9 protein-coding genes and 1 pseudogene are annotated in these 12,817 nt (G+C 67.2%); 3 read left to right on the plus strand and 7 right to left on the minus strand.

Annotated elements, in window-relative coordinates; all coding sequences use genetic code 11:
- Positions 1–273 precede the first annotated feature (273 nt).
- The gene (locus tag H590_RS0111255; RefSeq protein WP_028703632.1) at positions 274–1,575 is read right to left on the minus strand and encodes a family 4 glycosyl hydrolase; all 1,302 of its coding nucleotides are present in this window, start codon (positions 1,573–1,575) and stop codon (positions 274–276) included.
- A gap of 182 nt (positions 1,576–1,757) precedes the next feature.
- Here H590_RS0111255 and ppk2 point away from each other — a divergent pair, with 182 nt between their 5' ends.
- Together ppk2 and H590_RS0111265 are read left to right on the plus strand one after the other, a co-directional pair.
- Positions 1,758–2,558 carry a polyphosphate kinase 2 gene (gene ppk2, locus H590_RS0111260; protein ID WP_036982159.1) on the plus strand — a complete coding sequence of 267 codons (801 nt, stop codon included), beginning with the start codon at positions 1,758–1,760 and terminating at the stop codon, positions 2,556–2,558.
- A 261-nt stretch (positions 2,559–2,819) separates the two neighbouring features.
- Complete coding sequence (locus H590_RS0111265; RefSeq protein ID WP_126412695.1) at positions 2,820–3,422, plus strand: hypothetical protein; 603 nt, start codon at positions 2,820–2,822, stop codon at positions 3,420–3,422.
- 32 nt (positions 3,423–3,454) lie between these two features.
- Here the strand turns inward: H590_RS0111265 and H590_RS16330 are convergent, their stop codons facing one another.
- The 6 genes and pseudogenes from H590_RS16330 to H590_RS0111290 form a co-directional block, all read right to left on the minus strand.
- Positions 3,455–5,215: an HNH endonuclease family protein gene (locus H590_RS16330; RefSeq protein WP_269471519.1), complete on the minus strand. Its 1,761-nt coding sequence runs from the start codon at positions 5,213–5,215 to the stop codon at positions 3,455–3,457.
- Positions 5,216–5,227: 12 nt separating this feature from the next.
- Positions 5,228–5,851, minus strand: a pseudogene (locus H590_RS19310) (DUF262 domain-containing protein); the annotation flags it as partial.
- Positions 5,852–6,028: 177 nt separating this feature from the next.
- Entirely contained in the window at positions 6,029–7,924 is a 1,896-nt protein-coding gene (locus tag H590_RS0111275; RefSeq protein ID WP_084149468.1) for a heavy metal translocating P-type ATPase, read from the minus strand.
- Positions 7,925–7,929: 5 nt separating this feature from the next.
- Positions 7,930–8,418 carry an ArsR/SmtB family transcription factor gene (locus tag H590_RS16335; RefSeq protein WP_084149469.1) on the minus strand — a complete coding sequence of 163 codons (489 nt, stop codon included), beginning with the start codon at positions 8,416–8,418 and terminating at the stop codon, positions 7,930–7,932.
- A gap of 21 nt (positions 8,419–8,439) precedes the next feature.
- On the minus strand, positions 8,440–9,438 hold the full coding sequence (gene glsA, locus H590_RS0111285; RefSeq protein ID WP_028703636.1) for a glutaminase A: 999 nt from the start codon (positions 9,436–9,438) through the stop codon (positions 8,440–8,442).
- Positions 9,439–9,566: 128 nt separating this feature from the next.
- Positions 9,567–11,228, minus strand: coding sequence for a C69 family dipeptidase (locus H590_RS0111290; protein WP_028703637.1), 1,662 nt, complete (start codon positions 11,226–11,228; stop codon positions 9,567–9,569).
- 211 nt (positions 11,229–11,439) lie between these two features.
- Here H590_RS0111290 and H590_RS0111295 point away from each other — a divergent pair, with 211 nt between their 5' ends.
- Positions 11,440–12,810, plus strand: coding sequence for a CHAP domain-containing protein (locus H590_RS0111295; RefSeq protein ID WP_126412696.1), 1,371 nt, complete (start codon positions 11,440–11,442; stop codon positions 12,808–12,810).
- Positions 12,811–12,817 lie beyond the last annotated feature (7 nt).

A 12,817-nucleotide genomic window follows, 5' to 3' on the forward strand; every position in this document is an offset into this window, starting at 1 on the left:
GCGTGGTACTCGGCGGCCTCCGCATCGGTCAGCGCATGACTGCGCGATCCGGCGCCGCCGTGCACGGCCAGCGAGTAGGCCATCTTCGGCGTGCCAGCAGGGATGGCTCGAAGTTCCACAGGATCTCCTTCATCGAGGTGCAAGAGCGGGCGCTGACCCGGGGGTCGGCTGTGATGGTCCACCGACTGCCGGTCCACCGACTGCCGGGCCAGTCCTGCAGCACCGCGGCCCGGGGCCGCGGCCCATCGGTCATCATCCCAGCGGCGTCGGCGATCAGTGCTGCGGCCAGAATGCCTCGGTCAGCTTCTCGGCGATCTCCACCGACCCCACCAGAGGGTGCTTGGCCAGTGCCTCGAAGGCCAGCCCGCGATCCTGCTCCAGAACGGCGCGGATCGCCAGCTGCTCGACGGCCTTCATCTGCATCATCAACCCCAGCTCGGCCCCACCCGGCGGCTCGGTCGACAGCGGATGGGCCCCTGCGGCGTCCACCAGGCAGGGAACCTCGATCACCGCATCGGGCGGCAGCGCGGCCAGGGTGTGGCCGTTGCGCACATTGACGATCATCTCGGCCCGCTCACCCAGCGCAATGGCGCGCATCAGGGCCAGCGCCACCCGCTCGTACCCGCCACCGGTCAGGTCGGGGCGCTCCTCACCCTCGTCGCGGGCCTCGGCCATATAGGTCGCCTCCCGCTCATCGTGGGTCGCCGTCCACAGCTCCAGCGCCCGCGCCGGCTCTGCGGTGGCGGCGCGATAGAACCGGCTCTGCTGAGCCTGCAGGAACTCCCCGCGAGTGGCATCGGCCGACAGGATGGACGCCACCGCCTCGCGATTGCAGTACCAGTAGTAGAGGTACTCGTTGGGCAGGGCACCGAGCCGCTGCATCCACTCGATGGGGAAGACGTCGGCCTCCTCCAGGCGCGCCAGCTTCTCGGGTTCGGCGAGCACCTCGGCGACCAGATCGCGCCCGTGGTACCAGGCGTGCCGCAGCCAGCCCAGGTGGTTGAGCCCGACGTAGTCCAGGGACAGTTCGAACTCGCTGGCGCCGTACAGCGCCCCGACCCGGTTGCCCAGTCCGGAGGGGGTGTCGCAGATCCCGATCACCCGCTGGCCCAGCACGGTCTGCATGAGCTCGGTCATGATCCCGGCCGGATTGGTGAAGTTGATGACGAAGGCCTTCGGCGCCTCGGCGGCAACGGTCCGGGCGATCTCCAGAGCCACCGGGCCGGTCCGCAGCGCGAAGGCGATCCCGGCCGCGCCGGTGGTCTCCTGGCCCAGCACCCCCAGATCCAGGGCCGCGCGCTCATCGTGGACCCGGCCCGCCAGTCCCCCGACCCGGATTGCCGAGAAGACGAAGTCCGCCCCCCGCACCGCCTCGGCGAGATCGGTCGTGGTGTGCAGGGTCGGCCCGGGGCGATCCCCCTGGGTCTGGGTCAGGACGTTTTTGATGACCTGGAGTCGATCGGCCTCGGTGTCGTGGAGCCACAGATCATCGATGAGCTCACCGTGCTGGGACAGCAGGGCATTGAAGACCAGTGGCACACGGAACCCGCCGCCACCGAGCAGAGCCAGCTTCATACCGTCGTCCTCATGCCTGTCGCCTCACGTCTCATCCTCGATCTGACCGGGCATTGCGCCCGACCCGGACGGCGGCACCCCCGCCACAACCGCGGTCAACGGCGCCGCCAGACGTCGGCGAGCATAGTCGAGACGCCGGCGGAACCGGCCCCGTGAGGACCTCTCCCGCCTAGGCTGCCCTCATGGCCAAAGCGGAGCGCATCCCCAAGAAGATCTACGAGCGTGAACTCAAGAAGCTGCAGGCGAAGCTGGTCGACATGCAGGCCTGGGTGCAGGACACCGGCGCCCGGATCATCATCATCTTCGAGGGCCGGGACGCCGCGGGCAAGGGCTCGACCATCAAGCGGGTCAGCGAGTACCTCAATCCCCGCGTGACACGGATCGTCGCGCTGCCCACCCCGACCGAGCGGGAGAGGACCCAGTGGTACTTCCAGCGCTATGTCGCGCACCTGCCGGCGGCCGGCGAGATCGTCCTGATGGACCGCTCCTGGTACAACCGGGCCGGGGTGGAGAAGGTGATGGGCTACTGCACCAATGACGAGTACCAGCGCTTCCTGCGCCAGGCGCCCATTTTCGAGCGGATGCTCGTCGAGGACGGCATCATCCTGCTCAAGTACTGGTTCAGCGTCTCCGATGTGGAGCAGGAGAACCGGTTCAGATCACGGGCCGACGACCCGATGCGCCGGTGGAAGCTCAGTCCCAATGACATGGTCTCCATCACCAAGTGGGAGGACTACTCCCGGGCCAAGGACGCGATGCTCATCCACACCGACATTCCCGAGGCCCGCTGGTTCGACGTTGACAACGAGGACAAGCGCCGCGGCCGGCTCAACATGATCCACCACCTGCTGAGCCAGGTGCCCTACACCGACATCGAGAGAGCGCCGATCGAGATCCCGAACCGTCCACCCTCCAAGGGCTACGAGCGCCCACCGCTCTCACAGACCCGGCGGGTCCCCGACTACGCTGCCACCCTGCTCTGACCCGCGGAGGTCGTTCACCACGTGTCTCGCCGGTCCCACCCCTCGTCCAGGCCGAGCACCTCAGCCGGCCGGGATTCTGCGGCACCGATGCGTGCATGGCGGAGAGCGCCGGCGACGTCGTGGAATCGCGGCTGCGACACTGGAGAGGTCATGCGTCGCGCGGACCGATCGTTCCGCACTGACATCGTTCTGACACGGAGACTCATGGAGATCGACGATGCGCGGGCATCGCCCCCGCCTCCTGACGACGAGGACGTGGACGTGGCACGGCTCGCGTCCAGGGGCACACACCGGGTCGCGGCTGCGGTGGCCCGGATCCTCAGCCCGCCGTACGTCGTCTCGCTGGTGTGGGTCGTCGCCTGCCTGACCACGTCGGCGGATCCCCGCGTCCGGCTCACCTGCCTTGCCGTGGGGCTCGTCTTCCTGGTGGGAGGCCCGTACCTCACGCTGGCGGTGCTGTTGAGGATCGGTGCGGTCAGCGATGCCCAGGTGGTCCGTCGCGCCGAACGCCATGGGTTGTACGGCCTCATTCTGGTGTGGGTGCTGATGGGCGCAACAGGCCTGCTGATCATCAGAGCTCCCAGTGAGTTGGTGGCGGTCGCGGCTGCGATGTTCACGGGTCTTGGACTGGTGGGACTGGCCAATCTGGTGACCAAGGCAAGTTCTCACCTGGCGACCCTTGCCGGGGCAGCCGTCGTCCTGTGGCTGCTGTGGTGGCCTGCCGGGCTCTGCTGCGCGCTGGCCGTGCCGGTCGCCGGCTGGGCTCGAGTCGATGAGGGGCGTCACTCCTGGCCCCAGGTCATTCTGGGCACAGTTCTCGGCGGGGTGGGTGGGGCCTGCTACCTGCTCTACGCGAAGGTCTGATGACCTGAGCGTCCCCCGGGTGGCGGCGGTCGTCAGTTGTCGATGGAGCCGTCGACCTCGTCATCGAACACGGCCTCATTGGACAGCGAGGATGCAAGAAATCCAGGCCGCGGCCGGTCTTCCAAGTCCACTCCCGGAGCAGAGTTGAATCGCAGTCTCAGCTCCTTCCTGAGCTCCTCGTCGGTGAACGGCTCTCGCCGGGCCAAGTACTGGAAGACCACCTCGACCTTCCCGGTCGGGGACAGTGCAATCGGCCAGATATGGTCGCCGTTGGCATCTGCCATGAAGAACGCGGTCACCGATGCACCGGTTCCGTACTGAACCCAGCCGCGCATTGCCCAGTGGTTCATCAAGCGGTGAACGGCCTCTACGGTGCTTGGCTCCTGGTGTTGGGAAAGTTGAGCCTCAAAGCGCTCGGCAGCTGTCTCAGGGACAGTGATTCCACATTCCAGGGCGAGGTCCTCGACCGACATTTCCTGCTCGGGGGCAGCGTGGCCACTGGCATCGAACCGGACCCCATCAGCTTCGAGGAGTTGCTTGGGCTCGATCTTGCGCGCTGAATCCATCCATTCGGACCTGTCCGGGATCGTTCCTCCCGACTGGATGACCCGATAGGCCTCACGGATCCCGGTCGTCGCCAAATGGCTGTCAAGCAGAACCGCGTCCGTACCCACCAGCGTCGCCACCGCATCGCAGGTCGTCCACCGGCCAGCGGGAATGGCGGAAATGATCATGGCAGCAGTCCTCCACATCTCCGACGTCTGATCGCCGCTGCGCACCATCAGTGACTCATCCGGCCCGGGCCATAGTGTGATGATCTCTTCCGCCAGAGTGTCCGCCCGGTGTGCGATCTGCTCGGGCCCCCAAGACTCCTGGTCCGCAATCGACTGGTTCATGAGCAGTCCACTGTGCTGAAGCCTCGGCCGCTTCACAGCGAACACGCCATTGGACATCTCACTGTTGTAACCCGTGAGAGTGAGGTTCCCGAGAGTGTGCAGAGCTTGCCGATGCATTTCGTCAACATCGGCCCCAGGTTCGATCTCACCCTCAAGGGCCTTCCGCCATTCAGCAGACAGACTCTGTGGCATCACATGCTCGATGGTCAATCCCTTCGAGTCAACGTGCTCCTTGCTTCCCAGACCCTCGTCGAGCCACATCAGGATCAGCTTCCGCTGCGAGGCTCGCCCCTGTAGGTAGAAGGGCACATGATGCACAGCATCCCTGACCTGTGCGTCGGTCGCGAAGTGGCGGCGACCACCCGACAAATAGGTTCTCAACCCCTCAGCAGGGACCTCCGCGTCATGCACAGGTTCAACTGCTTGAGCAAGAATTCTGTTGAGCACGGTCGTGGCCGTCGCAGTGACCACGCGCCGCACGAGGTAACTTTCCAGGACCGTCAGTGCATCTGCGACCTGGACCGAGGTCGCAGTCTGTGCCTCACGACGCCTCAACAATTCGAGCACGACAGGGTAGGCCGCTGTCACTCCCCAGGCCACGATCCTTGACAGGTGTCGACGCACCTCCGGGTCCGCCTCGCTGCTGGGCCTCAGAACTGTCTCCAGCAGTTCCCCCAGCTTTGCGATCCGACCAACCTCTCGCTCAAGTTGATCAACTGTGGAGAGCTTGCTGAGTCGGCGCTGTTGACGTTCAAACGTGTCTGCGCGGCGTGCCCGGTCGTCATCACTCAGTACATCCAGCCAGAAGAGCAGCTCAAGCTCGTCAGAGCTCAGCCGCTTCTCCAGAGGACGCCAGGTCGACTCGTAGACCTGCTGGCCTCGATCACCCAACCGCATGAACAGGTAGTTCTTGAGCAGATCGGCCTGTGTCAGCTTCAGTCCCGTGTTGTTCAGGGACTCGAAGATCCGGAAGGCATTGTCCTCTTCGCTCGCGGTGACCGCTACCAGTGACAATCCCGACAACACTGTGGACTCGACATTTTTGACAGTCAGCCCCATGCCCTCACAGTCCGGCTGAGCAGCGGCGACATCAAGCTCGACCAGCTTTGTCTGAAACCGGTGATACGCCTCCTTGACACGACTTTGTCTCTCCGCTGCTGGGACCCGACGGATGACAGCGAGATAAGCCTCTCGGTCGGCTGAGGTGGGAAGGAGCTTCGTAGGCTGACCGGGCTCCCACTTGTTGATGAGGTACTGCTCATCGATCCGGTCCGGAGTCGCCTCCTGTCCGCTGGCGACCAAGTGGTCACGAATAGCCGCCAACAGCAGGGTGAGTGTGGTCAGTCTCTGCTGACCGTCCACCACCAAGTACTTGTTGAGTCCTGCGGGACCAATATCCGGGGTGGTCGCAAGAACAAGGGAACCAATGAAGTGCGTGACGTGCGGTTGGGTGAGGCGAGTCTCCGCGGTTTCAACAATGTCGTCCCACAACTGATCGATCTGCTTGCTGCTCCACGAGTAGACCCGCTGGAATAGCGGTACCTGCTACTGCTTGGATCCCTCAAGGATCTTCCTCAGGGTCGTCTCCTGGGCAGCTACCACAGCTGCTCACCTCCGCAGTGTCCATGGCTCGGTGTGCTCATTCTAGAAGCAGAGAAATGGCCTCCGCGACGTGCGCGGATCGCTCGGCGGACCGGCCGGGCCCACACCTCAGCGTCGACCGCGTCCGGGGATCAGACGCGCCGAGTTGAGGATGAATGCGGTCTCCGAGCCGACGTGCACCATCGCGGCGAGCACTGGGGTGAGGTAGCCGAACGCCGCCAGCACCATCCCGATCAGATCGACCAGGATCGTGCCCACGAAGTTGGCCATCACGATCCGACGGGCCCGGCGCGCAGTGCCGACCGTGCGCACCAGATCGGTGAGGTCGGAGCTGATCAGGACGACGTCGGCGCTCTCGCGGGCGATATCGGTGCCCGATCCCATCGCGATCCCGACATCGGCACGCGCCAGGGCCGGCGCGTCATTGACCCCGTCGCCGACCATCGCCACCTTGTGACCGGCGGCACGTTCGGCCTCGATGACCGTCAGCTTCCCGTCGGGAAGCAGCCCCGCCCGCACCTCGCCGACACCGATCTGCCCGGCCACCGCGCGGGCGGTCTGCTCGACATCCCCGGTGAGCATCAGGGTCCGCAGGCCCATCCGGTGCAGCTGTGCCACCGATCGGGCGGCGGACTCACGCACCGCGTCGGCCAGCAGGATCGTCCCGATGTACCGACCATCGACCCCCACGTGCACGGCGGTGGCCACCTTCTGGTCGGCCGTCTGCTCCGGGGCGCCGGGCACCATCTCGCGGTTCCCGGCGTCGACCCTTCGACCGGCCACGGTCGCCGTGACCCCCCTGCCCGGCTGATAGCTGAACCCCTCGCACGACCCGACCGCCAGACCCTGCGCACGGGCGTGGGCGACGATGGCCTGGCCCAGCGGGTGCTCGGAGTAGGACTCCGGGGCGGCAGCGGCGATGAGTACCTCGTCCTCCGAGACTCCCTCGATCGCCTGCACCCCCACCACGACGGGAGCTCCGACGGTGAGTGTTCCGGTCTTGTCGAAGACGATGGTGCCGACGGTCGACAGCGCCTCGAGGTGCGCGCCGTCCTTGACGAAGGCACCGGCCCGAGCGATCCGGGCGATCGCCGCCAGCACTGCCAGCGGGGTCCCGGCAGCGATCCCGCAGGCCCCGGCCACCACGATCACCGAGATGGTCGCAGTGAGATCGCGGGTGACCAGATAGGTGATCGCCGCGCCGATCAGCGCGAGATAGACCAGCCAGGCCGCCAATCGGTCGGCCAGCCGCTGCACCGGGGGCTGGGAGGACTGCGCCTGGCGCACCGCCGCCACGATCCGCCCGTAGGAGGACTCCGCGCCGACCCGTTGCGCCCGCACATCCAGGGCGCCTGTCTGGTTGATGGATCCGGAGAAGACGTCGTCCCCCACCCCGACGGTCACCGGCAGCGACTCCCCGGTGATCCGGGACTGGTCAACGGTCGACTCCCCGGTCACCACCACACCGTCGACGGGGACCCGCCCGCCCGGCGCGACCACCACCACCTGCCCCGGGGTCAGCTCGGACAGCGACACCTCCGCCACGCCACCCGGCTGTCTCACCTGCACCGTGGCAGGCAGGAAGGACATCAGGTCGGTGAGAGCATCCCGGCCCCGATCCATCGAGAGATCCTCGAGGATCTCCGCGGCCAGCACGAAGACCGCGATCACCAGAGAGGTGACCCACTCCCCGATCGCCGCGGCGGCCGCGATCGCGATGAGCATCGACAGCTCCATGCTCATCCGCCGGTGCCAGACGTCCTGCCAGGCCTCGACCAGGATCGGCCAGCAGCCGATCAGCAGACCCGCCAGCGCGAGGATCGGCACCCGCGGCGAGGGCCAGCTCACACCGAGGCCTACCGCCACCGCGCAGGCGATGACGACGGCGATCCGGGCCAGGTCGGCGCGGTCGATGCGGGCCCACAAACCCTGCGAGCCGGTCCCGTGTTGGCCCGTGGCCTGCTGTCCGGTGGGGGTAGAGACCGCAGAGGCGAGACCCTGCATGGGGATCATCCCCGCGGGCAGGTCGCCGCGGGACGGCCCGGTGCGAGGCCCTTGGAGGCCTGATCATCCATGCTGGCATCGGGTACTCCGGGAGCAGGCTGGGGGGCACTGGCCTCGAGGGCATCTCCGGCGATCGGCAGCCCATCGGCGCCCAGATGATGGACCGGAATCCCGTCGACGACGTGCTCGGCCTGGAACACCGCATGGCTCACCAGCTGTCGGGCGTGCTCATCGAGCAGGCTGTAGAAGACCCGGTTGCCCTCCTTGCGAGTCTCCACGATCTTGCCCCACCGCAACTTGGCCAGGTGCTGCGAGACGACGGTCGGCGACTTCCCGACCCGCTCCGCCAACTCACCGACCGGCAGCTCTCCGTCTCGCAGGGCCAGGATGATCCGGACCCTGGTGGCGTCCGACAGCAGTGTGAAGACCTCAGCCGCGAGATCGGCGTACGCGCTCTCCGCGTCGAAGGTGCATTTCCTTGTATGTGCGCACATGCTTAGATAGTACGCCCACAGTCAGCGCTTCGCAGGTGCCGATCGCAGAATGTCGAGCCCGAGCTCGCGCGACAGCAGTCGAGCCGCCAGGCCCGCGCGCACACTGTTGCCCTGGGCGTCCAGTAGCGGGGAGAAGGCACCGAATCCTCCCTTGCCCGGGGAGGACGCCGTGATCCCGCCTCCGATGCCGCTCTTGCCGGGGACCCCGACCTGGAGCATCCACTCCCCCGAGGTCTCGTAGAGACCGGCCACGCCCATCGCGACCAGGGCGACGCGGGTGGCCTCGGCACCGACCACCTGCTCACCGGTGAGCGGGTTCACCCCGCCGTCGGCCAGCGTGGCGCCCATCACGGCTAGGTCCAGGGCGGTGACCTCCAGACAGCACTGGTCGGTGTACAACTCCACCGCCTGCTGCGGATCGCCCCACAGTGCTCCCTTGGTCTTGAGCAGCAGGGCAAGCGAGCGGTTGCGGAGGTTCGTGGCACGCACCGCCTCGACGGTGTCGGCGTCCAGCCTGAGGTCGCGTCCGGCGAACCGGCACAGACCGTCGCGGACGAACTCCCAGCGCTTCTCGAAGCCGTCCCCCGGGACCATGCTCGTGGTGGCGATCGCTCCCGAGTTGACCATCGGATTGGTGCGACCTCTCGGTGCCCGGTCGACCGGTTCCATCGAGTTGAACGGCAGCCCGGTGGCATTCATGCCCACCAGATCGTCGATCGCCTGGGCCCCGATCGCCTCGCAGACCAGGGCCAGCACGAAGGGCTTCGAGACGCTCATGATGAGGAACGGGACCTGCGAGTCGCCGGCCTCGAAGGTGGATCCCCCGACGTCGGCCAGGGCCAGACCGAAGTGACTGCGGTCCGCCCCGGCCAGTGCCGGGTAGACCGTCGAGAGCTCCCCCTCGCCGACCCCGGCCAACTCGTCGTGGGCCCGCCGGAGGAGGTCCTCGATCCGGGCATCGGCCGGCAGCGACCCGGTCGAGACATAGGGCGTGCTGCCCTTGGACAGTGGGGTGCGCATGATGGCTTCCTTCTCCATCTGGAGGGTGGACGCCGCCGGGTGTCGAGCTCGACACCCGGTGGTGTCGCAGCAGGGTCACAGCAGGACGGCACCCGCCGAGCTCGGGCCTCTGCGGCCGGTCGCGGCCCTCAGTTGTCGGACCGGGAGAACCGGTTGGTCATGAGATTGCTGGAGATCTCCAGAACCTTCCCCAGCAGCTCGTCGGTCCGGGTCCTCACGAGCTCGGCGATCGCCTCGTTGGCGGCCTCCAGAAGCTGGCGGATCTCGGTCTCGCCGGCCACCCTCCCGGCCGCAGCCGAAACCCCAGTACCGGCGTCCCCACCACTGGATCCGGCCAGCCCGGCATCGGTCACCCGCAGGTTCGCGTGCCCGGCGGCCAGGGTCGTCTCCTGATAGCGCTCGATCTCGGGGATGATCTCGTTGAAGTGGCCATCGGCCAGCGCCGCGATAATCCGTTGGGCCCAGTAGAGGCTGTCGGTACTGACCCGTCCGGTGGTGTTGGCCAGGTAGTCCGGGGTCCTTTCGACATTGGTGTACAGCGGCACCAGGGTGTTGAACGGGTTCGAGGCGAATGCCACCCACTGGATCGCCCGGTACTCCTGCGGCCGGTAAGGACGCACCTGGAGGATCGACAGCTCGGAGTGACGGTTGATCCCGATCGGTCGAAGCAGGTGCCTCTGGGCCTCCGACCCCAGCGCCGAGTAGGGGTCGAATGGCGTCCCCTGGTAGTGCAGGCTCAGCACATACTTGACGTCCTCGAGGGTGAGCTTGCGCTCGGGAGTCCGTCCCCAGGCGATGTCATCGCTGGCCGGGGTGTGGCGCGCCGAGAGTCCGTCCCAGTCGTCATGGGGATTGAGGTGGCGCTGCATGATCCAGGCCCGTGGCGAGTTGTAGACATGGTCGGCATCGGTGTGCGAGCCGAAGGCCTCCCGAGGATTGAAGACGCCACCGGGCAGGGCGCCCCTCGACCCACCGGCTGGCCCGCCGGCCACGCCACCCTCGGACCCATGCTCCGGAAGGCTGATCGACCGGGCTGCCAGGAACCCGCTCGGCCCCGCTCCGGGCAGCCGCAGATCCAGGAAGTTCTCGGCCATGAACTCCCGCAGATCGGAGCTGGCCAGGTACTCGCGAGCCGGCCCGAAGGCGTCGTCCAGATCGAAGGAGTCGATCCCCAGCTGATTGGGCATCGTGACGTACCAGTCGTCGGGCACCCGACGGGCGATCCAGTGGTGACCGCCGACAGTCTCCAGCCACCAGATCTCGTCGGAGTCACTGAAGGCGACGCCGTTCATCTCATATGTGCCGTACTGCTCCAGCAGGGCGCCGAGTCTCAGCACCCCCTCGCGGGCAGTGCGGATGTACGGCAGCACCAGGGTGAGGAAGTCCTCCTCGCCGATCCCACCGGCCACTGCGGCGCGATAGCCCTCGGACCCCGCAGCCCCCGTCGCCGGCTGATACTCAACCATCGGATCGGCGCCGAGCACCCGCTCATTGCTGGTGAGGGTCTCGGTGGCGCTCATCGCGACATTGGCGGCGTTGATGCCGGCCTCTCCCCACACCCCCTCGTCGGGGATGGCGTTCGGCGCGGCGGTGTAGCGCAGCGGGTCGTCGGGGAGGTCGATGGTGAGGTGCGCAAGGACGCTGGTGTAGCTGCGGGGCTGGTCGGCGGGGGAGACGATGACGATCCGCTTGGGATTCCACTCCCCGTTGGCCGAGTCCTCGTTGCGCGCCACGATCGGCGACCCGTCGTAGCTTGCGTCCCTACCCACCAGAATCGTTGTGCAGCCCACTTCGATGACCTCTCTGTATCTCGTGTTCTCAGTAGCCAAGCCTATGTCTGCGGCTCAACGACCCACGCTGCCCCACCCCCAGCCAACGAGCAGCCCCGAGGCCCCGGACACGACCACAAACCCGGCGAGCCCCCAACCTGCAGAATCCCGACACCCGCTTCGGGCGTGTCGCGATGTCGGGGTCGTTTTCACGATGGTAGACAGACGAGGGATGAGACTTCGGCAGTTTTCCCCAGACCTCGCCCGCCGCGCCCGACACGTCGCCTCCGGCGCGGTGGTTCTCGCCATCGTGGCCGGCGCGGGGTCGGCGGGAATCGCTCACGCCGAGTCCGACAAGGACCGCCAGAATCGTCTCGAGACCGCGCTGGCGACCTCCCAGGACTCGCTGAAGAACAGCAAGGCCGAGGCTGCAACCGCCCAGCAGAATCTCACGACCTCCCAGCAGCGCCTGGCCAGTCAGCAGGCCGTCCTCTCCCAGGCGAAGTCCGACGTCGCCATCGCCAAGCAGAAGGACACCCAGCTGGCCGGCAAGCTCGCCGCCGCCCAGGACGCCCTCACCAAGGCCAACCAGGCGGTCGCCACCGGGAAGGCCGAGCTCGACGCCGACCGGAAGACCTACGCGACGTCGATGAACCGGCTGGTCCAGCAGTCCAGCCCGCTGCAGAGCATCGCCGTGTTCACCACGAACCTCACCACCAACGACATGAACCAGCGGACCCAGTGGTCGACGGTGGCCACCAACGTCAGCAAGGAAGCGGTCGAGGAGATCTCCCGCAAGGTCGTCACCCTGCAGGCCGCCGAGAAGGCCCAGGCCGGGGCCACCCGGCAGGCCGCCGAGCGCAAGAAGGACTCCGCGGCCCACCTCCAGACCACCCGGACCCTGGAGCAGGAGGCCGAGTCGGCCGCCGAGGCGGTCGCCGCCACGGTGAAGCTCAACGCCGCCACCGCCGCCCAGAAGCAGGCCCAGCTGGACGCCGACCGGGCCAGGACGAGTAGCCTCACCAGCCAGGTCTCCCAGGTCAAGACCTCCATCGCGAGGGCCGCAGCCCGACAGGCCGCAGCGGCCAAGGCAGAGGCCGAGGCACGACGTCAGGCGGAGGCGGCGTCCAACAAGCTGGCGACCGCCGCCGCCTCCGCCGACCGCACCCGCTCCGGCAGCGGCCAGTCCTCGTCGAGCACCGCCGGCAGCTACGGGGCCGTCGCCAACTACAACGGCGTCGACCCGTGGGGCTTCTACTGGGGCCAGTGCGTCTCCTACGCCGCCTGGAAGGTCCGCTCGACGACAAACTGGTCGAACTTCCAGAACGACACCAACGGCGTCCACTTCGGCAACGCGGTCAACTGGGGAGCCGCCGCCCGCGCCATCGGAGTGCGGGTCGACACCTCCCCGTCAGTCGGCTCGGTCGCCTGGCGGACCAGCGGGTACGCCGGCCACGTCGCCTGGGTGACCGCCGTCCACGGCGACGGGACGATCGACGTCTCCGAGTACAACTTCGAGGTTCCCGGCGGCTTCGACACCCGATCGCGGGTGAACTGGAGCTCCGGCGGCAGCGCCGGTTTCGACGGGTTCATCCACTTCTGAGAGGTTC

It is taken from the genome of Acidipropionibacterium jensenii DSM 20535 (assembly GCF_000425285.1).
Classification (GTDB): Bacteria; Actinomycetota; Actinomycetes; order Propionibacteriales; family Propionibacteriaceae; genus Acidipropionibacterium; species Acidipropionibacterium jensenii.